The sequence below is a fragment of the Dermacoccus sp. BD5 genome, assembly GCF_044878485.1.
GTDB lineage: Bacteria > Actinomycetota > Actinomycetes > Actinomycetales > Dermatophilaceae > Dermacoccus > Dermacoccus nishinomiyaensis.
On the sequence record NZ_JANJER010000002.1, the window covers coordinates 300,379 to 320,473 of the forward strand.

The window sequence follows — 20,095 nt, forward strand, 5'->3', positions numbered from 1 at the left end:
GGCGGGTCGGTTCGTCGGCTGGCCGGGCCTGTGCACGAGAAATGCGCATCTGCATCGGGATTGTGACTGCTGATACCCGTGCAGATGCGCATTTCTCGTGCAGCTGTGATGTTCGAGTCGCGGGGCGGCGGCCGTCCTGGCTGGTTGTCGGATCGCGGCCGTGTCAGCGCACGCTGATGCCGGGGGCGCCGCCGTCGAGGGGGACGGTGCGGCCGATCACGGGCGCGCCGGGCACCTCGCCGATGACGAGGAGGCCGCCGGACGTCTGAGCGTCCGCGAGCAGCAGCAGTTCGTCTTCGCCGATCCCGTCGGCCGCGGTGATGTGCTCATGCACCCAGTCGAGGTTGCGGCGCGTGCCGCCGGAGACGTATCCCTCGGCTGCGGCGTCGCGGGCGCCGTCGATGTACGGCACGGCAGCGGAGTCGATCTCGGCGCGAACGCCCGAGGCGCGGCACATCTTCCACAGGTGGCCGAGCAGACCGAAACCGGTGACGTCCGTCGCCGCCGTGACACCCGCCGCGACGGCGGCGATCGACGCGTCGCGATTGAGCGTCGTCATCACCTCGATGGCCTGCGGGAACACCTCGCCCGTCGACTTGTGCTTGTTGTTGAGCACACCGACGCCGAGCGGCTTCGTCAGGGAGATGGGCAGGCCCGCCTCGGCGGCGTCGTTGCGCATGAGCTTGCCCGGGTCGGCGATGCCGGTGACGGCCATGCCGAACTTCGGCTCCGGATCGTCGATCGAATGGCCGCCGATGACGGGGCAGTTCGCCTGCGCACCGACGTCGGCGCCGCCTCGGAGCACCTCGGCCATGATGTCGAGGCCGAGCACGTCGCGCGGCCAGCCGACGAGGTTGATGGCGATGACGGGGGTGCCGCCCATCGCGTAGATGTCGCTGAGCGCGTTCGCGGCCGCGATGCGACCGAAGTCGTACGGGTCGTCGACGACAGGGGTGAAGAAGTCAGCCGTCGAGAGCACCGCCTGCTCGCCGACGCGGACGGCGGCTGCGTCGTCACCGTCGTCGAGGCCGACGATGACGCTCGGATTCGGCTTCCCCACGAGGTGCTTCACCGCCTCCTCGAGCTCGCCGGGCGGGATCTTGCATGCGCACCCGCCACCATGGGCGTACTGCGTCAGACGAATCGACTCCATGCATCCGACCCTACGCCGTACCCCTGACAACGACCCCGACGGGTACGCCGCGCGGACCCCGCCCGCCCATTGCCCCGGCGCACCCACGACCCCAGCGCCCCTATGATTGACACGCACCAAGGGAGGCGTCCGGGTTCCTGGTGGGCCCCCCGGTCTTCAAAACCGGTGAAACCGAGCATCTCGGTTTGGCAGGTTCGATTCCTGTCCGCCTCCGCAAGTCTCAGGGCCCCGCGAGCTGGGGGGCTTCTCGCATGTGTCGTCATTGGCCCGTCTTCCGGCCGCGTGGGCTCGCCGCCGCGGCCCGGAGCGACGCGCCACGGAGGGTTACTCGAGCCATGAGTGCGCCGCAGCGGCGAAGGGCGTGAAAACCGTTGCTGCGCAGGATTGTCAGACCTGCCCGATAGGTTGGGGCGCATCAGCACTCGACCTGGAGGAACGATGGCCACGAGCGACGACCCACGTCGGCGCATCCCGCGCACCGACGAGCTCCTCGCACGCTTCGCCGACGAGGTAGGCGCGCTCGGACGCGACGCTGTGAAGCGCGCCATCGTCTCTGCCCAGGCCGACGTCCGCGCGGGCACCATCAGCCCCGACGGCATCGACGCGGCCATTGCATTGCGCCTGCCCGAATCGGCCACCACCCTGCGAGCGATTCTCAACGCAACGGGCGTCGTCGTGCACACCAACATCGGGCGCGCGCCTCTCAGCGACGCCGCGGTCGAGGCACTCGGTCGCGCTGCGGGGTACGTCGACGTCGAGTTCGACCCCGTCACTGCCACGCGCGCCAAGCGCGGCCGCGCGACGCTCGACGCGCTCCAGGAGCAGGTGCCGGACGCGGGCGGCGCACTGGTCGTCAACAACGGCGCGGCCGCACTGCTGCTCGCCTGCCTCGCGATCGCCGGGGACAGGGACGTCCTCGTCAGCCGCGGCGAACTCATCGAGATCGGCGACGGCTTCCGTCTGCCCGAGTTGCTGCAGTCGGCCGGGGCCCGGCTCGTCGAGGTAGGCATGACGAATCGCACGCATCTGCGCGACTACGAGAACGCCATCGTCGACGCCGAACGTCACGGCCGCCGGGTGGGCGCCGTGCTCAAGATCCACACGAGCAACTATCGCGTCGAAGGGTTCGCCGGGGTGCCAGGCGTGCGCGATCTCTCGGCGCTCGGCGTCCCCGTCATCGCGGACGTCGGCAGCGGCCTGCTCGCCCCCGAACGGGTGCTGCCCGACGAGCCCGACGCGACGAGCTGGCTGCGCGACGGCGCGACGGTCGTCACCGCGAGCGGCGACAAGCTGCTCGGCGGGCCGCAAGCGGGGCTCGTTCTCGGCGACGCCGACGCCGTGGAACGCGTCCGCCGCCACCCGATGGCCCGCGCGATGCGCATCGACAAGCTGACGCTCGCCGCTCTCGAAGCCACCCTGCGCGGCCCCGAACCCCCCGTTACCCGCGCCCTGCACGAGACGCGCGACTCGCTTCGTCAGCGCACGACACACCTCGCGGCGGCCATCGCTGACGTCGTTCCGGGCGCCGAGGTCGTCGACGTCATCGGACGCGTCGGTGGGGGAGGCGCGCCTGGTTTCGAGCTGCCGAGCCTCGCCGTCGCCCTGCCCGAGCCCTTCGCGGAGGCGCTACGCCTCGGACGCCCGTGCGTCCTGGCCCGCACCGCGCTTGGACGCTGCCTCGTCGACCTGCGGTGCGTCCCAGCGTCCTCGGACGCCGACGTCGCCGCCGCGATCCGGGCCGTCGCTGTAGGCAACGAATCCGGCACCCCAGCTGACGACGGAGGACGCGCATGACGGTGAACACGCGGCGTGATGCCACGGCCCCGTCGGCGACGACACCGCTCCTCCCCGCCAGAGGCTACGTCGCCGAGCGCAGCGGCGGCGCGGTGCGGCTCGCGGGGAGTGAGTGCTGATGCGCGTCGTCGCGACGGCCGGTCACGTCGACCACGGCAAGAGCACCCTCGTGCGGGCTCTCACGGGCACCGACCCGGATCGGCTCGAGGAGGAGAAGAAGCGTGGCCTGACGATCGATCTCGGGTTCGCGGGGCTCGACCTGCCGTCGGGCGAGAAGCTCGCATTCGTCGACGTGCCCGGCCACCGTCGCTTCATCGGCAACATGCTCGCGGGCCTCGGGCCGGCGCCGGCCGTCATGCTCGTCGTCGCCGCGGATCAGGGGTGGCAGGCGCAATCGCGCGAGCACCTCGACGCCATCGACGCACTCGGTCTCAGGCACGGCCTGCTCGTCATCACGCGCTGTGGCCTGGCGACGCCCGAGCGCGTCGCCGAGGTGCGTGAGACAGCGCTCGGTCACATCGCCGCGACGTCGCTCGAAGTTGTCGACGTCGTCGAGACCGACGCCGTCAGCGGCCGTGGCATCGACGAACTGCGGTGCGCCCTCGACGATCTCGTCGCGCAGATGCCACCCGTGGACACGGTTTCGCCTGTGCGGTTGTGGGTCGACCGTTCGTTCTCCGTCAAGGGCACCGGCACCGTGGTCACCGGCACGCTCGCGGCGGGCACGCTGCGTCTCGGGGACGAGTTGGAGGTGGGTGACGAACGAGCGGCCGTGCGTTCGTTGCAGGTGCTCGGGCAGCGTCATGACGAGGTCTCGCCGGTCTCGCGCGTCGCGGTCGCTCTGCGAGGTCTGCACACCGACGACGTGCCGCGCGGCACGCCCCTGCTGACGCCGGGGTCGGCGTCGTGGGTGAACGTCCTTGACGTACGCAGCGAGAGCGGGCATGAGTGGCAGGATGCGTCGGCAGAGGTCAGCGTCCACATCGGCACAGCGTCCGTCGAGGCGCGGGTGCGACCGTTCGACGAGCGTCACGCGCGGTTGACGCTGAGCGATCCGCTGCCGTTGCGGCTGGGGGATCGCATCATCGTGCGCGATGCGTCAGCGGGGCGGATCCATTGCGGGGCAACGGTGCTCGACCTCGACCCGGCGGCATTGACGAGGCGCGGCGCCGGTCGGGAGCGCGCGCGTGTCCTAGCCGGCCACGCGGTCGCGCAGCTCGAACCGCTCGTCGCCGAGCGCGGCTGGGTGCGCGACGAGTGGGTCACCGCCGTCGGGGCCCGCCGGCCCGAGGTGCTGCGCGAGGGGCTGCCCCTGCCGGGGGAGGGCCTGGGTCGTGTCGAGGGACTCGTCGTGCACGAGAAACAGGCGACGGCCTGGCGCGCCGCGATCATCGAGGCGGTCACCGCTGACGCCGCCGACCCCTTGAGCCCCGGGTTGCCGTCAGGTGCCATCGAGACGCGCCTCGGCGTGCCCCGACGTCTGCTGCCCGCCCTCGTCGAGTCATGCGGCGTGGCGAACCCTGATGCGGGTCTCGTGATCCGCGACGGGCGGGTCGTCGGCTCACGCCACGGCTCGTCGTTCGGTGCCGATGAAGCGGCCCTGGAGCAACTTCGAGAACGGCTGCGCGCCAACCCGTTCGATGCCCCCGAAGCCGACGACCTCGTGGCGCTCGGCCTCGGCAACCGGCAGCTCGCCGCGGCTGCACAGCGCGGAGCGATCCTGCGACTCAAGGCCGAGCCCGCCGACATCGTCCTGCTGCCCGACACGCCCGCGCGAGCGATGCGCGAGCTCGCAAGACTGCCGCAACCGTTCACGACGAGCGAGGCGCGCCAGGCGCTCGGCACGACGCGCCGCGTCGTCATCCCCCTGCTCGAGCATCTCGACGCACGAGGCTGGACGCGGCGTGACGGCAACGCGCGCGTCGTCGTGCGCTGAATCGTGCTGGGACGGGGCCGAGCGCAGCACCGTCGGCCAGGGTGCCAGAATCGCGACCGTCAGAATCGCACCCGAAGTTGGGTCAAGCGGGGCCGGGGACGCAGCGCGGTCGGCCGGGTACCAGAATCGCGACCGACTGAGGCGCACCCGAGCGCGCCGGGGCGCACCATCCCGCGCCCGGCGCCGACGGACCGCCGCTCGGGGCCGATCTTCGACGTGCGTCCAGCCGCACAGACGCAGCAACGCGCCACCGCTGGGAAGGACCCAGCGATGGCGCGTCGCGTTCGATCAGGGGAGCTCAGTCGTCGTCGCCTTCCGGGTCGTCGGCCTTGAGCGACGGCTCGGGGTCGGCGCTGACGCGCGTCGACGTCTGCTCCTTCGCCTGAGCGGCTGCGGCGCGGACGGCGCCGCTCGGGCCGGCCTTCTCGGCGTCGGCGATGAAGCGCTCGGGGTTCTTGTCCTCGATCGTCAGCGGCTTCGACCACGACGCCGCGAGGTGGCGCAGGAAGTTGATGCCGACCTGGTGACGCAGTTCGAGGCTCGCCTGCTGACGGAAGTCGGCCAGGTCCTGACGCTCTTCCTCGGCCATGTGGTCGGAGTTCGCGATGTTGGCCTGGACGACGGCCTCCCACCAGTCTTTCGACCCGGTCGTGGCGGCGTCCGCGCGCTTAATGGCGTCGCGCAGCAGGTTGTGGTCGTGGATCGCGTCCTCGACCTGCTCGTCGTTGCTCTCGGCGTCTGCGCCGCCGGTGCCGATCTTGACGAGTTCGGGATAGAAGTACAGCTCCTCCGCCTCAGCGTGCAGCTCGAGGAAGATGCGCAGCTGGCTCCACAGCGCGGCCAGACCGTCGGTGTCGTCGCGCGGCCACTCCTCGAGCACGGCGAACGCGCGTCGCTGAGCGGTGTGCTGCTGCAGGATGATCTCGGTGATGTCCATGGCTACCTCCGTGAGACGGCCCCGGAATCGGGGACTGTTTGCCCTCAATCTCACGCTGGCGAAGGGCGTTGCGCCAGCAAGGTGCACCTATGCGACAAGGCGTTCGTGAGGGGGAGGTCGCGCCCAGCGTCGCGGGCTCGATGACGACGCGCGGGACGCGGACGGCGTGGCGCTCGCCGTCGAGAGGGACGCGTTCAGGTGAGCGCGACGCGGACGATGACGGCGAGGGCGCTGACCGTCGCGAGGGCGAGGATGCTGTGGCGGAAGCGCACCGCGTCGACCGAGTGCCGCAACGGCTGCGCCGCGAGAGCGCCCACGGCCATGAACGGCAGCCACGCGAGCCCGGCACGCAGACCGTCAGCGCCGATCTGGCCGCCGATCGCGAGGCCGAGCAGTGAACTCAGTGAGCCGAAGAGGAAGAACGGCGCGAGTGTCGAGCGTGCCTGCTGCGGTGCGAGTTCCTGCAGGGCGAGGCCGAAGAACGGGCCGCCGATCGACGCCGTCGTCGCCGAGATGCCCGTCAATGCTCCGGCGCCGAAGGCGATGCCCGACGACGGGCGTACGCGCCAGCGCGTGAGCGATCCGGCGACGGCGACGAGCACCATGCCGGCCACGAGGAGTGACGTGACGGTGTGCGACGCGTTGGCCGCGAGCCAGACGCCGAATGGCATCGTCGCGAGGCGGCCTGCCATCGCCCACCCGAACGGCCGCCACCGGATGTCACGGTGGGCCCGAGCCACCTCCAGCACGAGCAGTGGCAGGACAACGAACAGCAGTGCCGCCGGCATGACTTGCGGAGCCGCCATGACGACGAACGGCGCTGCGACGACGGCGAGGCCGAACCCGGCGATGCGTTGCACGAAGGCGCCGACGCCGACGACGAGACCGAAGGCCAGCAGGGTGGTGAGCGGCATCGGACCTCACTTCGCCGAAGGTTGTCGGGCCGCGCGGAGAGGAAGGCCCGGACATAGCAAAAACCCCCGGCGAGCCGGGGGTTCTTTCCTCTGTCTCAACACAGAGTGCACCCGTAGGGATTCGAACCCCAAACCTTCTGATCCGTAGTCAGATGCTCTATCCGTTGAGCTACGGGTGCTTGCTGCTCGGCCTCAGCGGCCTCTGCAACGAGATAGAACTCTACACGCATCCTCGGGGGAACGCTAATCGGCTCGGCCGCCCTCGTGAACCGGCCTGTGCTCCTCCGTCAGCCCCGCCCGTGTCGCCCGTCATGACCTGCGATTTTGGTCCACATCGGCGAATCGCATCCCCATCCGCGATCCACGTTCACACGCGCTAACGGCGTCCACATCTGCGAATCAGCGTCACATTCGCACGCGCCGGCGCGAGTCGTCGTGACACGGGTCGCCCTGGTGGCAACGTCGGTTGCATGTGGACGTAGATCGCCGATGTGGACGCGGTTCGCAGAAGGGGTCAAAAATCGCACATGGGGACGGACTGGTGCGGTCAGCCGGTGAAGGGGAGGGTGCGTTGACCGCGGATACCCGGCGTACAGACGAAGAGGGCGCCGGCGTCCGGCTCCGCGTCGTCCGGCAGGTTCTCTCGCGAGGTCGTGATGAACAGCTGGTCGAGGTCGTCGCCGCCGAAGGCCGGGCACGTCACCTGACTCGGCCCCACCTCGACGATCTCGCTGAGCGAGCCGTCAGCGCCGTAGCGACGCACGGCGGAGCCGCCGAACAGCGCCGTCCACACTCCGCCTTCGGCGTCGACCGTCAACCCGTCGGGGTAGCCGATGCCGTCCTCGAGCCGGACGAAGGGCCGACGGTTCGTCAGGCCGGTCTCGGCGCCCCAGTCGAACACCCAGATGATGCGGGTCGGCGTGTCGTTGTAGTAGGCGAGCGTGCCGTCGGGCGACCAGCACAGGCCGTTCGAGATGGTGACGTCATCGAAGACATGGCTCGTCGACCGGTCCGGCGCCAGCCGCCACATCGACGCCGCGCCCTCGCTCTGGTCGTAGGCCATCGACCCCATGTAGAACGACCCGTCGGGGGCGCATCCACCGTCGTTGAACCGGGTGCGCGGCTCGTGCGTCGACGGCCACAGATCGGCGGTGTGCTCCAGGTCGGCGAAGTCGACCGAACGCGTCAGTGCGAAACCACGCTCCGTCGCGACGATCGCGCCTCCACCTGCGCGCGGACGCAGCGCTGCCGCGACGTCCCCGACGTGGAATCGGGTGACGTCACCGCCCGGCTGGAGCTCGAGGACATCCCCGGCCAGCATGTCGACGTAGCGCAGCGCCGGGTGGCCTCCGCCCCAATCGTCGGCCCAGATGACGCCCTCACCGTGGTAGGCGTGCGGTTTCGCGACAGCTTCAGCCTTCATGACGTCAGGCTATATCGGGCGGCAACGCTCCGCGACGATGCTCGGATGCCGCTGTCGGCTCAGACGTCCTCGGCCTTGAGTTCGGTCGGGTCCCACTTGGTGATGCCGTCGTACTGCCAGCCGCGGTCCTTGACCGCCTCGCGCGACTCGAGGCGCATCGTCGGCGTGAGGCGGTCGAGGTAGAGGTAGCCGTCGAGGTGGTCGGTCTCGTGCTGCAGCATGCGGGCGAAGAAGCCGTGCCCCTCGATGACGATCTCGTTCCCGTCGAGGTCGGTGCCCGTCACCTTCGCCCAGTCGGCCCGCGCCGTCGGGAAGTGCTCGCCGGGCACCGACAGGCAACCCTCGTTGTCGTTCTCCTCGTCGGCCTCGCCGGCAGGCACGCGACCCTTCTCGAGCTTCGGGTTGATGACGACGCCGCGGCGGTTCTCGCCGAGTTCGTCGTCGGGACAGTCGAAGACGAAGATGCGCTGCTTGACGCCGACCTGATTGGCTGCGAGGCCGACGCCGTTCGCCGCCTCCATCGTCTCGAACATGTCCTCGACGAGGGCGCGCGTGTCGTCGGTGATCTCCTTGACCCGCTTCGTGGGTGCGTGCAGGGCCTTGTGGCCGACGATGGTGATGGGGCGAACAGCCATGAGGAACCTCGAAGAACGCGGGTCGGCGGGTGGGCGTCGATCATTCTAGGGCCCTCGGGTGGGGCGACCGGGTGCATGGGTGCTCGCCGACGTGATCGAGCGAAATCGGCGGGATCGAGCGCCCCGACGCTCGATCTCACCGATTCTGCTCGATCGCGCGCGCGGGTGAGCTGCGACACGAGGAGACGGAGCACGTCGAAGCCCCTCGACCCGACGATGCGGGCGAGGGGCTTCGAGATGAAACGAGGCGAGTGTGCTCAGTGGCGTCGCTCGTTCTTGCGCAGCGCCTCGGCGCCGTCACCGACCGACGTGTCGAGGTCGGTGGCGTAGACGCCGTCACCGACGCCGCCCTGCAGCTGCGGGTTGCGACCGACGCGCGAGTGGCCGCGGCCGTAGAAGAAGTAGATCGCGAAGCCGACGAGGAGCCACACCACGAAACGCAGCCACGTCTCGACGGGCAGGTTGAGCATGAGGTAGAGGCACACAGCGGCGGCGACCCACGGGAGGACGGGGCTGCCCGGCACCTTGAACGGGCGCTCGAGGTCGGGGCGCTTCTTGCGCAGCACGGGCACGGCCAGGCTGACGAGGAAGAACGCCGACAGGGTGCCGATGTTGACCATCTCCTCGAACTCACCGATCGGGATGGTCGCCGCTGCGACCGCGATGATGAAGCCCATGACGAGCGTCATCGGGACCGGCGTGCCCGTCTTGGGGTTCGTGCGTGCCATGCCCATCGGCAGCAGGCCGTCGCGCGACATCGCGTACATGACGCGGGTGGCGCCGATCATCAGCGTCATGACGACCGTGGCGAGACCCGCGACGGCGCCGGCTGCGATGATCTGCGCGTACCCGGGATGTCCGTGATCGCGGAAGGCCGCGGCGAGTGCGCCCTTGGGGTCGATCTTGTCGTAGCTCACCATGCCGGTGATGACGAGGCAGACGGAGACGTAGAGGATCGTGCAGATCGCGAGCGAGCCGATGATGCCGATCGGCAGGTCGCGCTTCGGGTTGCGCGTCTCCTCGGCAGTGGTCGCGACGACGTCGAAGCCGATGTAGGCGAAGAACACGAGGGCTGCGCCGGAGATGACGCCCATGACGCCGAACGCCTGCGGTTCCATGCCCGTCATGAGCTCCCACAGGGGGCGCTTGAGCGTGTCGGACGTGCTCTCGAGGTGCTGAGCCGGCGGCACGAACGGGGTGTAGTTCGACGTGTTGATGTACTGAATGCCCATCACGATGATGAACAGCACGATGAACAGCTTGACGGCGACCAGCGTCAGGTTGACGCGCATCGACTCCTTGATGCCCGTCGCGATGACGCAGGTGAGCACGGCGACGAGGCCGAAGGCGGCGATGTCGAAGTGGGTGAACCAGCCGGTGCCGCCCTGCAGATTGTCGGGCAGCTTCAACCCCCACTCACCGAACAGGATGTTGAAGTACGCGCTCCAGCCCTGGGCGACGACGCCCGCGGCGAGGATGAGCTCGAGAAGCAGATCCCAGCCCACGATCCAGGCGATGAGTTCGCCCATCGTCGCGTAGGAGAACGTGTAGGCGGAGCCCGAGACGGGCACCGCCGACGACAGCTCGGCGTAGCACAGGGCAGCGAGACCGCAGCAGAAGGCGCCGATGAGGAACGAGATGACGATGGCGGGGCCCGCCATCGTGTGCGCGGCTCGCCCCGTCACCGTGAAGATGCCGGCGCCGATGATGACGCCGATGCCGAAGACCGTCAGGTCGAGCGCTGACAGGTTCTTCTTCAGCTGGAACTCGGAGGCTTCCGAGTCTGCGATCGACGCTTCGATCGACTTGGTGCGCAAAAGGCTCATGTGAGCGCCCTTTCACCGGATGGTTGGAACCGTGTGAGATTACGTTCCGTCTCGCCATGTGGAGCCATCGTCCACATCGTGGTCGCGACCTCGTCGGCGGACGGGTTGAGGTGAGGTCGCGTGTTCACGGCTCACCCACCAGGCCGATTCGTCACCCTGCTCGGGCGACGTCTCGTCCATGTCATGCCGCTGACGGTACGTGTGATCGGTGTCACTGTGGGGGTTTGGGTGGCCAACCGTGACAAATCCGTGAGGATCGGTGTCGTCTTCGGCCGCTCGACGTTGCCCGCGGCCGTAGCGAGCTCGGGGCTGACGGACCGCGAGGGGGCGGGTGTCGTCGCCGCCTGACGGGCCGTGACGCTGCGACTCACGACGCTGCGATTCGCGGCGCGGCGTCTCACGGCGTTGTTCGTCGTCGGACCAGCCGTCGCCATCCCACGACTCGTCATGCTGCGACTCGTCGCGCCAGTCGGCCTCGACCCACGGGTCACGCCATTCGTCGTCGTAACCCTCGTCGTCGGCGTGCCGCGCGTCCGCGCGCCCGCTGGGGCGCGGGTCGTCCTCGTCCTCAAAACCGAAGATGAGCCCGCAGATGTCGCGGTATTTCTCGTCGGGGTTGCGCACGAAGTCGATGACGTTGAGCGCCTGCTCCTGACCCGCCGACTCGATCTTGAACGTGCCGTAGCCGAGCAGCCGCGCGGCGGGCGAGCGGTTGTACGACATGTCCGTCACCTTCGACAGCGGCATCATCGCCACCTTCTTGACGAACAACCCGTGCACCAGGATGAGGCGCTTGTTCGTGATGACGAACGTCTCGTCCCACCATTCGACGACGCGCCAGGCGAGGTGCGCGGCGAGGACGAGCCAGATCCACCACGCGGCGTTCGTCAGCGGGCCCATCCAGGCGGGCGCGCAGATGCCCGCGACGATGACGAGGGCGAACCCGACGACGCACGAGGTGATGGCGGGCAGCACGCGCGCCCAGTGCTGCTTCATCTCGAGGACGACGTCCTCGCCGCGCGCGAGATAACCGGCGACGTGGTCGCTCGCCTGATGTGGGCGCAGTGGGCCCATGGGTTCAGTTCTTGCCGAGCAGCGCGTCGAAGAATTCGCGCAGGTTGGTGACGGCGTTGCGCAGCACGTCACCGACGGCGCGCACGACGTCGGCCGACTTCGCGGGGCTCGAGAAGACGGCGTAGATGATGAACGCGAACAACAAGAACTTCAGGATCGACTTGAAGTTGATCTTGTCCATGGCGTCGTCTCTTTCTGGTGGGTGGAGCGCGCGGGGGAAGGCACGGGCAACTCTCGCATCCTTGCAGGGTTCGCCCAGGCTGCGGCGCAGGCGCGCCGAACCGTTTTTGGCGGCGCTCGCTGTCGAGTGCTCGCTGTCGGGCCCACCGTGGAACGCGCGCGCCGCTGTCGCTGGTGGTGCGTACGCTGACGGCGTGGATCTGGCGATGAGTCTGCGCGATGCGCTCGAACGAGAAGCCTCCGGCACGGCGATCAAGCAGTTGAGTGAGGCTGTCACGCGCCTGTCGACCCGGTATCGGGCCGTCGCGGCGGCTGACGAGCCCATTCTCGCGCGCCCCGTCGACGTGCTCGCGTACGCCCACTACCGCATGCCCGCGACGTTCGGTGCGGTGCGTTCGGCGCTGCGCGCCCTCGCCGATTCCGGTGTGTTCGACGCTGATTCGGTGACGTCGATGGTCGACCTCGGCGGCGGCACCGGCGCCGCGGCCTGGGCGGCGGCGGACGTCTTCGAGACGCTGCGCGACATCAGCGTCCTCGACCAGGTGCCGGCGGCGCTCGACCTGGGGCAGCGGCTCGCGCGCGCCAGTGGGGTGCCCGCCCTCGAGCGCACCGTGTGGCAGGAGGGCCGCGTCGGCTCGTGGAACGTGACGGTCGGTGCGCCATCCGGTGGCGGCGCTGATCTCGCGACGGTCTCCTATGTGTTGAGCGAGTTGTCGGCTCAGCAGGCCGATCGCATCGTCGCCGAGGCGACGTCAGCGGCGACGCGCGCCGTCGTCATCGTCGAACCCGGCACGCCGGACGGCTACGCGCGCATCCTGCGAGCCCGCGATCAACTGCTCGAGCAGTCGTGGTCGGTCGCGGCGCCATGTCCGCATCAGGGGGCGTGCCCGTTGCTCGCCAAGACGGAACCGGATTGGTGCCACTTCGCGGCGCGCGTCAACCGTTCGTCGGTGCACCGGCAGGTCAAGGGTGGCGAGCTGTCGCACGAGGACGAGAAGTTCTCGTACGTCGCGATGGTGCGTGAGCCCGCGCATGTGGCGCAGGGTGTGCCGTTGCGCGACGGCGTCGATCTGACGCAGCGCCCCAGCGAGCGCGACGCCCGCATCATCCGGCACCCGAAGAAGAACAAGGGGTTCGTCGAGCTGCAGGTGTGCGAGGCGCTCGACGCCTCAGGCCTCGCCGGCCAGGTGCGACGCGCCGTCGTGACGAAGAAGGCCGGCCCGGCCTACAAGCAGGCTCGTGACGCTGGCTGGGGCGACGCCATCGACCTGGGTGCTCGGGGCTGAGGGCTGAAACGTTGCCATGCAGTGTTTCAGCCCCGAATGAGCGTGATGGGGGCCGAAACCCTGCATTTCAGGATTTCGGCCCCCATCGAGAATGCGGCTCAGGCGCTCACGCGTCGTGCGTCGCGATGCCGTAGAGACGGTCGCCGGCGTCGCCGAGGCCGGGCACGATGTAGCCGTTCTCGTTGAGCTTCTCGTCCATCGCACCGGTGACGAGGGTGATGGGCACCTCGATGTGCGACGTCAACTCCTCGAGCTTCGCCAGGCCTTCCGGCGCGGCGATGAGCACGACGGCCGTGATGTCGTCGGCGCCGCGCTCGACGAGGTAGTCGATCGTCGCGGCGAGGGTGCCGCCCGTCGCGAGCATCGGGTCGACGACGTAGACCTGACGGCCCGACAGGTCGTCGGGCAGACGGTTCGCGTACGTCGTCGCCTCGAGCGTCTCCTCGTTGCGCACGAGACCGAGGAAGCCGACCTCGGCCGTCGGCAGGAGCCGCATCATGCCGTCGAGCATGCCCAGGCCGGCGCGCAGGATCGGCACGAGCAGCGGACGCGGCGTCGCGAGCTTGATGCCGCGCGCCGTCGTCACCGGCGTCTCGACGTCGACCTCCTCGACGCGGACGTCACGCGTCGCCTCGTACGCGAGGAGCGTGACGAGTTCGTCGACGAGGCGACGGAACGTCGGGGAGTCGGTTCGCTTGTCACGCAGCGTCGTGAGCTTGTGCGAGATGAGCGGGTGGTCGGCAACGATGACGCGCATGGGACAAACTTAACCCGTGGATCTTCCCGTGGCACCAGCGATCGAGCTCACGTACGACGCGTGGATGGGGCGCGCGCTCGAACTGGCGCGTGAGGTGGGCGCGGCGGGAGACGTGCCGGTCGGAGCGCTCGTCGTCGATGCTGACGGCGAGGTGATCGGCGTCGGCGCGAACCTTCGTGAGGTCGACGGCGACCCGACGGGTCATGCGGAGATCGTCGCGATGCGGCGCGCTGCAGCGTCGCGAGGGGGCTGGCGCCTCGACGGCTGCACCCTGGTCGTCACGCTCGAACCGTGCCTCATGTGCGCGGGGGCAGCCGTTCAGGCGCGGCTGGCGCGCATCGTCCTCGGGGCGTGGGATCGCAAGGCCGGCGCCTGCGGCGGGTTGTGGGACGTCGTACGCGACTCACGCTCGACCCACCGCATCGAGGTGGTCGGCGGCATCCGTGAGGACGAGTGTTCGGCGGTCCTCAAGGAGTTCTTCGCGACCCGACGGTGACGCGCGCAGCGATCAGAGGCGGATGCCGGGGGCGAGGCGGCCCTCCTCCTGCAACCGGCGGAGCGCGGGAACGACGCGGTCGCGGACGCCCGCGGGGCTGATGGTGTTGAGGTAGATCTTCGTGCTGCCCTCGAACCCGGCGAGGTTGGCGATGCGCCACTTGAGCACGACGTGCCAGGGGATCTCGACGTCGCTCATGGACGGCGGACGGTGGTGCCACTCCTCGTTGCACGGCACATCGGTTCCGGTCGCGGCATGCATGGCGTGGACGAGGTCGGCCATCGCGTGACGTTCGTCGTCGGTCATGAGCCATGGCTCGCACGTGCCGGACGTCGACCAGATCTCGATGCTCGGGTAGCGGTGGCCGAACCCGGCGAAGGCGATCGCGTGAGCGTTCTCCGCGACGACGAGATCGTGGCTGCGCGCGTAGGCGATGAGTTCCTCGAACACGCGCGGATCGCGACGCGCCGCATCGATGTCGAGGTCGGTCGAGGTGCCGAACTCGTCGATGCCGACGATCTGCTTGTGCAGGTGGTCGAACGACGCGCCCGCCGGCTTGAGCCAGTTCTGGAAGGCCGCGACGTAGCGCACGTGCGGGTTCGTCGCGTACAGCTCGGCCATCGCGTCGATCGTCAGGTCGAGGTATTCGCGGTGCTCGGTCGGCGTCAGGGCGCCTGACGAGGCGAGCTGGTCGCTGCGCGTCGCGCCGTCGACGTAGTGGCGGCGGCCGACGATGACGTCATGGGTGCTCGCGAAGAAATCGCCTGCAGCGTCGAGGAGTTCGGCGTCCGTGGCGCCCTCGGCGCGCTTGCCGAGACGCACCCGCGCGAGGCGCAACAGGTGTTCGCGCCCTCCGTCAGCAGCCTCGTAGGCGCGGCGGCGGGCCTCGATCGCGTCGTCGAACGTGTAACCGTGATTGGCCTGCCAGTAGTCGACCGACATGATCTCGAACAGGTTCGGGATGCGGCGGAACTCGGCGACCTGCGACGTCACCTCGGCCGGCGTCAGACCACGCAGTCGGACGAAGCGCGGCCCCTCGGCGGAACCTGCGGCGAGGACGGAACGCACCTTCTCCGGCGGCGTCTCGAGGTAACGGTCGGAGCAGAATGCGCAGGACGCCGTGAAGTCGTGCGGTTCGAGGTCCTTGACGCCAGGCGGGACGAGCCCGAGGGGACGGTCGCCGCGGCCTGGCACCGTCCACACCTTCGTACCGCTCAGCGGGTTGACCTGCTTCGTCGTGCCGTCGGCCATCGTGCGGATGAACTCGGTCGGCTGCTGGCTGGCGTCGGGCGTCATGACTCCAGTCTCACCCACGGCGCCGCGCCCCGTCTCCTCTGCGGGCAAGTGCACCTGGGTGCACTTGCCCGCAGAGGCATGGGGCTGCGCGACCGGGCGCGGTTCTGCGCAGGTTGGCGTAACTCTGCGCACGGTGGCGCGGCCGTCGACGATCGCGTCAGGGCGCTTCGAGCGTCGCACCGGGCCGCGATGCGGGCGTCAGCGCTGGATCCAGGTGTCCTTCGCGCCGCCGCCGGCCGAGACGTTGACGATCATCGTGCCCGCTGGGGCGACGCGCGTCATCGCTCCCGGTGCCGTGACGGCGACGGTGCGCGAGGCGTCCTGCTCGTCCGGGCGCTGCAGCACGAACGCGCGCAGGTCGACATGGCTCGGCGCGAACGAGCCGTCGACGAGCGTCGGCAGGGTCGACAACGGCACGATGTCCTGCGCGACGAAGCGCTCCGGCGTCTCACGGATCTCCCGACGGCGCGTCTCCAGCTCGTCGGCCGAGCACTCCGGGCCGACGGTGATGCCGCTGCCGCCGTAGCCGTCGATCGGCTTGACGACGAGTTCGTCGAGGCGATCGAGCACCTCCTCGCGCTGGTCCTCGCGGGCGCACAGCAGCGTCGGCACCTGCGCGAGCAGCGGCTTCTCGCCGAGGTAGAAATCGATGATGTCGGGCACGAGCGCGTACGTCGCCTTGTCGTCGGCGAGGCCGTTGCCGGGCGCATTGACGATGGCGACCGCGCCCGCCGCGAGCACGTCACGCAGCGCGTCGCCGAGCGGACGACCGTCCGCGCCCTTCGCTCCGAACAGCTCGGTCTCACCCATGCGCGGGTTGAGCAGGTGCACGCGGTGACGTTCGCCGCCGTCGAGGCGCCACAGCTTGCCGTCGTCGACGACGAGGGCGTCCGCCGTCACGATGGCGGCGCCGACCTGGCCGCTCACGAGGTTCTGCTCGTACCAAGTCGTGTCCGTCGGGCCGGGGGAGACCATGCACAGGCCGATCTCGCCCCCGGCAACGCCACCGTCGACGAGTCTTGCGCTCGCGACGAGCGACTCGTGCAGCAGCCCGTACGTCCGGGTCGGGTGCTCGAGCGTCTCGGCGGGCGGCAGGATCTCGGCGAAGTGGTTCTCGAGCACCTCGCGGTTGATGTGCGTCATGCCGAGCCCGCCGGGCATGCGCAGGTTGTCCTCGAGCACCATCCACTCGCCGGACGCGGGCGAGACGAGGTCGAGGCCGCAGATGCCGGCGCGGACGAAGTCAGCGGGCACCCGCTGGCCGTCCTTGGACCAGCCGGGCGAGCGACGCAGCATGTCGGCGTCGACGCGGCCCGCCTTGATGATCTCGCCGGGGCCGTAGACGTCGCGCAGGAAGAGTTCGAGCGCACGGACGCGCTGCTCGGCGCCGGCGCTGAGCTCGGCCCAGCGCTCGGCCGAGATGATGCGCGGCACGATGTCGATCGGGTACGGGCGGTTGCCGTCCTCGGAGTTGATCGTCACGCCGAGCTCGGTCAGGCCCTTGCCGGCCGCTTCGAGGCGGCGCGACACCTCGTCGGGCCCGAGCGTCTCGATGCGCTCGATGACGGCCGCGTAGTCGGGGCGCAGCTCCGCATCGTCGGTGACGGATTCGTCGTGCACGCCCGGGGTCTCGGGTTCGTGCTCGCGGTATTCGCTGAACGCCTCGGGGACGATCTCGCCCTCTGCGCCCTCGTCGTTCGTCGCGTTCGTGCCCTGTGCGGTGGTCATGGGCACGACGTTACGGCAGACGGCTCACGTGCGCTCGCGGACGAGGCGGGCGGGTTCTGGTCCGTCGCGCGGAGGTGGGCGGATCTCGGGCGATGGCGGGCGAGGTGAGGGGCCGCATGGGTGAAGCAGGGCTGATCGGTCACGTGCGGTCGTGGACGAAGCGGCCCAGGGTCTGCGCGTTGGCGACGGCGGCGCAGTCGATGTCGTTGTTGAAGTACGCCCAGACGGTGCGTCCCTCGGTGAGCCAGCCGTTGATGCCGGTTGCCCATGCCTTGACGGTCATGCGGAACCCGCCGGGTAGGCGGCGGTGCCAGCCCTCGAGGCTCGTGAGTGCCGGCCAGCGGTAGTAGCTGGCGTTGAGTTCGACGGTGTCGAAGAGGTTCGCCGCGTAGTACTCGAGGCGCACGCGGTCGGCGACGCCTGCGGGGTGGACGGTGCCTTTCCAGGCGGCTTACGTCCCCCCTGACGTGCCGAGGCGCAGTTGCGCTCGGGTGGCCGTGCTCATGTCGTCAGATGCCACCGGAGCGCGGCGTGACGTTCGGCCGGGACGTGAATGTGGACGATGTTCGCCGAGGTGGACGTGAATCGCAAATGTGGACGTGATTCGTCGGTGTGGACGAAATTCGCGACGCTCAGTGATGCGTCGGCCCGAGACACGCGAGGAGGGCCAGGCAGAACCTGACCCTCCAAGCGGACGGCTCCATGCGCGACATGGACGCCCCCGAGTCTGCTGCACCGAGCGTGGGAGCCGAGCCCGCGAGGCTCCCACGCCGGAAAGCGGACGAAGGGGAATTACTTCATGACGACGACGGGCGCCTGGCTCTTGCCCTTCTGGGCTTCCTTGGCTTCTTCTTCGGCGCGCTTGACGAGGGCCTGCGGCGGGTGGCCGGCGGACTTGGTGAAGTAGTCGGCGGCGCGGCGTTCGGCGTACATCTTCGCGGCGGCGAGTGCGCCGGTGGAGATGGCGGCGTAGATCGCGGCTTCGATGATGCTGGCGTTCGGGTCCTTCGCGCTGCGCGGGCTCTTGCCGGTCGTCATCTTCCACGTCTTGGTGGCGGTGGTCGTCGCGATCTTGCTCGCGACGATGCCGGCGCCCATGCTCAGCACCTTCCACACGAGGTTGCCCATGGTGTTTCCCCTTACGTGTCGTCGGCCGTCGTGAGGCGTCGTCGAGCCTCGGGCCGTTGATGTCTTGGGTCCATCCTCGCGCGTGCATGTGTCGCTGCGCCAGTCGGCATGGTCATCGGCCCGGTCTGACGGGGGTGGGCGTCGTGGCGGTCGCCTCTTGCACGGGGGATCGGGCGTCGGCGTGAGGTGCGCACGAGCCGTCAGCGGGGATGCCGGAGTGCGAAGCGGGCCGAAGCGTGTCGTCCGTCGGTGGTCGGTGCTAATCTCGCGCTCGAACGACAGGGGAGCGCAGTGTGCGCTGAGATCGTGCCGCACCCGGCACCAAACCCTCGAACCTGACCCGGTTAGCACCGGCGGAGGAAGTCGAGTTCTCACTCGTCGCGCGTACGTGCGGGCGACGACGTCCCTCACTGGCCGTGAGGAGGAACGTTCACATGATGTCTCGTGGTGGCCGCGCCGTGCTGGCGCTCGCGTGCGTGGGTGCGCTGGCGGCGTGCAGCGTCGACAACAACTCGTCGGGGTCGAAGTCGAGTTCGGCGGGCGGCTCGGGTGCGTCGGGTTCGGGCGCGTCGAAGACGGTCACGTTGGTGACGCACGAGTCGTGGGCGCCCGACAAGAACGTCATGGCCGAGTTCACGAAGCAGACGGGCTACACCGTCAAGGTCGTGAAGTCCGGTGACGCCGGTGAGCTCGCGAACAAGCTCGTGCTGAGCAAGAACAACCCGCTCGGTGACGTCGTGTTCGGCATCGACAACACGTTCGCCTCGCGTGTCGCCACGAACGACGTCCTCGAGCCGTACAGCCCGAAGGGCGCGCCTGCGTCGGCGTCGAAGTACGAGCTGCCGGACGGCCAGGGCAAGGGGCAGCTGGCGCCGATCGACACCGCGTCGGTGTGCGTCAACGTCGACGACGCGTGGTTCACGAAGAACCACAAGACGAAGCCCGCTTCGTTCGACGACCTCGTCAAGCCCGAGTACAAGAACCTCATGGTCGCGCCGGGCGCGTCGTCGAGCTCGCCGGGCATGGCGTTCTTCCTCGCGACCGTCGGCCACTACGGCCAGGACGGCTGGGAGGCGTACTGGAAGAAGCTCATGGCGAACGGGCTCAAGCTGACGTCGGGCTGGAGCGACGCGTACGAGGTCGACTTCAGCGGCAGTGGCAAGGGCAAGCGTCCGATCGTCGTCAGCTACGACAGCTCGCCGGCGTTCACCGTCGACAAGGCGGGCACGTCGACGACGTCGGCGCTGCTCGACACGTGCTTCCGATCGACCGAGTACGCCGGTGTGCTCAAGGGGGCGAAGAACCCCGACGGCGCGAAGGCGCTCATCGACTTCATGAACGGTGCGAGCTTCCAGAAGTCGCTGCCCGACTCGATGTACGTCTTCCCCGTCGACTCGAACGTCGAACTGCCCAAGGCGTGGGCGGCGAACGCGAAGCAGCCGACGAAGCCGATCGAGGTGTCGCCCGCCGACATCGACAAGAACCGTTCCGAATGGCTGACGAAGTGGAAGGACGTCACGTCCAAGTGACGC

At 69.3% G+C, this 20,095-nt stretch carries 17 protein-coding genes, 2 tRNA genes, 1 pseudogene and 1 riboswitch; of the genes and pseudogenes, 6 read left to right on the forward strand and 14 right to left on the reverse strand.

Annotated features, from left to right (window positions below):
* Nucleotides 1-163: 163 nt before the first annotated feature.
* Nucleotides 164-1,153, reverse strand: coding sequence for a selenide, water dikinase SelD (gene selD, locus NQ706_RS02985; RefSeq protein WP_038566809.1), 990 nt, complete (start codon nt 1,151-1,153; stop codon nt 164-166).
* Nucleotides 1,154-1,274: 121 nt separating this feature from the next.
* Here selD and NQ706_RS02990 point away from each other — a divergent pair.
* From NQ706_RS02990 to selB, 3 genes are all read left to right on the forward strand, one after another.
* Nucleotides 1,275-1,367: transfer RNA gene (locus tag NQ706_RS02990), tRNA-Sec, on the forward strand.
* Between the two features lie 224 nt (nt 1,368-1,591).
* Nucleotides 1,592-2,947 carry an L-seryl-tRNA(Sec) selenium transferase gene (selA, locus tag NQ706_RS02995; RefSeq protein ID WP_038566811.1) on the forward strand — a complete coding sequence of 452 codons (1,356 nt, stop codon included), beginning with the start codon at nt 1,592-1,594 and terminating at the stop codon, nt 2,945-2,947.
* A 118-nt stretch (nt 2,948-3,065) separates the two neighbouring features.
* Complete coding sequence (gene selB / locus NQ706_RS03000) at nt 3,066-4,883, forward strand: selenocysteine-specific translation elongation factor (protein ID WP_038570230.1); 1,818 nt, start codon at nt 3,066-3,068, stop codon at nt 4,881-4,883.
* Between the two features lie 298 nt (nt 4,884-5,181).
* Here the strand turns inward: selB and NQ706_RS03005 are convergent, their stop codons facing one another.
* From NQ706_RS03005 to NQ706_RS03040, 8 genes are all read right to left on the reverse strand, one after another.
* Nucleotides 5,182-5,820, reverse strand: a complete 639-nt coding sequence (locus tag NQ706_RS03005) for a hemerythrin domain-containing protein (protein WP_038566813.1) — start codon at nt 5,818-5,820, stop codon at nt 5,182-5,184.
* Nucleotides 5,821-6,014: 194 nt separating this feature from the next.
* A complete protein-coding gene (locus NQ706_RS03010; RefSeq protein WP_038566815.1) occupies nt 6,015-6,734 on the reverse strand; it encodes a sulfite exporter TauE/SafE family protein in 720 nt (239 codons plus the stop codon).
* A 106-nt stretch (nt 6,735-6,840) separates the two neighbouring features.
* A tRNA-Arg gene (locus NQ706_RS03015) sits at nt 6,841-6,913 on the reverse strand.
* A 368-nt stretch (nt 6,914-7,281) separates the two neighbouring features.
* Nucleotides 7,282-8,157 carry an SMP-30/gluconolactonase/LRE family protein gene (locus tag NQ706_RS03020; RefSeq protein WP_038566817.1) on the reverse strand — a complete coding sequence of 292 codons (876 nt, stop codon included), beginning with the start codon at nt 8,155-8,157 and terminating at the stop codon, nt 7,282-7,284.
* 59 nt (nt 8,158-8,216) lie between these two features.
* On the reverse strand, nt 8,217-8,792 hold the full coding sequence (def, locus tag NQ706_RS03025; protein ID WP_038566819.1) for a peptide deformylase: 576 nt from the start codon (nt 8,790-8,792) through the stop codon (nt 8,217-8,219).
* Between the two features lie 257 nt (nt 8,793-9,049).
* Nucleotides 9,050-10,618: an APC family permease gene (locus NQ706_RS03030; RefSeq protein WP_038566821.1), complete on the reverse strand. Its 1,569-nt coding sequence runs from the start codon at nt 10,616-10,618 to the stop codon at nt 9,050-9,052.
* A gap of 39 nt (nt 10,619-10,657) precedes the next feature.
* Nucleotides 10,658-11,692: a PH domain-containing protein gene (locus NQ706_RS03035; protein WP_051805593.1), complete on the reverse strand. Its 1,035-nt coding sequence runs from the start codon at nt 11,690-11,692 to the stop codon at nt 10,658-10,660.
* 4 nt (nt 11,693-11,696) lie between these two features.
* Nucleotides 11,697-11,873, reverse strand: a complete 177-nt coding sequence (locus tag NQ706_RS03040; RefSeq protein ID WP_006945715.1) for a hypothetical protein — start codon at nt 11,871-11,873, stop codon at nt 11,697-11,699.
* A 193-nt stretch (nt 11,874-12,066) separates the two neighbouring features.
* On the opposite strand from NQ706_RS03040, the gene NQ706_RS03045 reads away from it, so the two are divergent.
* Nucleotides 12,067-13,158, forward strand: coding sequence for a small ribosomal subunit Rsm22 family protein (locus NQ706_RS03045; RefSeq protein WP_235181997.1), 1,092 nt, complete (start codon nt 12,067-12,069; stop codon nt 13,156-13,158).
* Nucleotides 13,159-13,264: 106 nt separating this feature from the next.
* On the opposite strand, the gene upp is transcribed toward NQ706_RS03045, so the two are convergent.
* On the reverse strand, nt 13,265-13,915 hold the full coding sequence (gene upp / locus NQ706_RS03050; RefSeq protein WP_006945708.1) for a uracil phosphoribosyltransferase: 651 nt from the start codon (nt 13,913-13,915) through the stop codon (nt 13,265-13,267).
* 64 nt (nt 13,916-13,979) lie between these two features.
* Here upp and NQ706_RS03055 point away from each other — a divergent pair, with 64 nt between their 5' ends.
* Nucleotides 13,980-14,411, forward strand: coding sequence for a nucleoside deaminase (locus NQ706_RS03055; RefSeq protein WP_038570237.1), 432 nt, complete (start codon nt 13,980-13,982; stop codon nt 14,409-14,411).
* A 12-nt stretch (nt 14,412-14,423) separates the two neighbouring features.
* On the opposite strand, the gene NQ706_RS03060 is transcribed toward NQ706_RS03055, so the two are convergent.
* The 4 genes and pseudogenes from NQ706_RS03060 to NQ706_RS03075 form a co-directional block, all read right to left on the reverse strand.
* The gene (locus tag NQ706_RS03060; protein WP_038566823.1) at nt 14,424-15,707 is read right to left on the reverse strand and encodes a DUF4921 family protein; all 1,284 of its coding nucleotides are present in this window, start codon (nt 15,705-15,707) and stop codon (nt 14,424-14,426) included.
* Between the two features lie 198 nt (nt 15,708-15,905).
* The gene (locus NQ706_RS03065; RefSeq protein ID WP_051805597.1) at nt 15,906-17,435 is read right to left on the reverse strand and encodes a circularly permuted type 2 ATP-grasp protein; all 1,530 of its coding nucleotides are present in this window, start codon (nt 17,433-17,435) and stop codon (nt 15,906-15,908) included.
* A gap of 139 nt (nt 17,436-17,574) precedes the next feature.
* Nucleotides 17,575-17,850, reverse strand: a pseudogene (locus NQ706_RS03070) (DUF72 domain-containing protein); the annotation flags it as partial.
* Between the two features lie 377 nt (nt 17,851-18,227).
* Entirely contained in the window at nt 18,228-18,563 is a 336-nt protein-coding gene (locus tag NQ706_RS03075) for a DUF4235 domain-containing protein (protein WP_006945679.1), read from the reverse strand.
* Between the two features lie 270 nt (nt 18,564-18,833).
* A riboswitch (TPP riboswitch) is annotated at nt 18,834-18,942 on the forward strand.
* A 55-nt stretch (nt 18,943-18,997) separates the two neighbouring features.
* On the opposite strand from NQ706_RS03075, the gene NQ706_RS03080 reads away from it, so the two are divergent.
* Entirely contained in the window at nt 18,998-20,092 is a 1,095-nt protein-coding gene (locus tag NQ706_RS03080; protein WP_038566827.1) for a thiamine ABC transporter substrate binding subunit, read from the forward strand.
* Nucleotides 20,093-20,095 lie beyond the last annotated feature (3 nt).

What these genes read in the sequence shown, in the direction of transcription:
- def (WP_038566819.1), bottom strand. Translation starts at nt 8,792, where the DNA reads ATGGCTGTTCGCCCCATCACCATCGTCGGCCACAAGGCCCTGCACGCA.
- NQ706_RS03065 (WP_051805597.1), bottom strand. Translation starts at nt 17,435, where the DNA reads ATGACCACCGCACAGGGCACGAACGCGACGAACGACGAGGGCGCAGAG.
- NQ706_RS03040 (WP_006945715.1), bottom strand. Translation starts at nt 11,873, where the DNA reads ATGGACAAGATCAACTTCAAGTCGATCCTGAAGTTCTTGTTGTTCGCG.
- NQ706_RS03020 (WP_038566817.1), bottom strand. Translation starts at nt 8,157, where the DNA reads ATGAAGGCTGAAGCTGTCGCGAAACCGCACGCCTACCACGGTGAGGGC.
- selA (WP_038566811.1), top strand. Translation starts at nt 1,592, where the DNA reads ATGGCCACGAGCGACGACCCACGTCGGCGCATCCCGCGCACCGACGAG.
- NQ706_RS03005 (WP_038566813.1), bottom strand. Translation starts at nt 5,820, where the DNA reads ATGGACATCACCGAGATCATCCTGCAGCAGCACACCGCTCAGCGACGC.
- NQ706_RS03035 (WP_051805593.1), bottom strand. Translation starts at nt 11,692, where the DNA reads ATGGGCCCACTGCGCCCACATCAGGCGAGCGACCACGTCGCCGGTTAT.
- NQ706_RS03080 (WP_038566827.1), top strand. Translation starts at nt 18,998, where the DNA reads ATGATGTCTCGTGGTGGCCGCGCCGTGCTGGCGCTCGCGTGCGTGGGT.
- NQ706_RS03055 (WP_038570237.1), top strand. Translation starts at nt 13,980, where the DNA reads ATGGGGCGCGCGCTCGAACTGGCGCGTGAGGTGGGCGCGGCGGGAGAC.
- NQ706_RS03060 (WP_038566823.1), bottom strand. Translation starts at nt 15,707, where the DNA reads ATGACGCCCGACGCCAGCCAGCAGCCGACCGAGTTCATCCGCACGATG.
- NQ706_RS03075 (WP_006945679.1), bottom strand. Translation starts at nt 18,563, where the DNA reads ATGGGCAACCTCGTGTGGAAGGTGCTGAGCATGGGCGCCGGCATCGTC.
- upp (WP_006945708.1), bottom strand. Translation starts at nt 13,915, where the DNA reads ATGCGCGTCATCGTTGCCGACCACCCGCTCATCTCGCACAAGCTCACG.
- selB (WP_038570230.1), top strand. Translation starts at nt 3,066, where the DNA reads ATGCGCGTCGTCGCGACGGCCGGTCACGTCGACCACGGCAAGAGCACC.
- NQ706_RS03030 (WP_038566821.1), bottom strand. Translation starts at nt 10,618, where the DNA reads ATGAGCCTTTTGCGCACCAAGTCGATCGAAGCGTCGATCGCAGACTCG.
- selD (WP_038566809.1), bottom strand. Translation starts at nt 1,153, where the DNA reads ATGGAGTCGATTCGTCTGACGCAGTACGCCCATGGTGGCGGGTGCGCA.
- NQ706_RS03010 (WP_038566815.1), bottom strand. Translation starts at nt 6,734, where the DNA reads ATGCCGCTCACCACCCTGCTGGCCTTCGGTCTCGTCGTCGGCGTCGGC.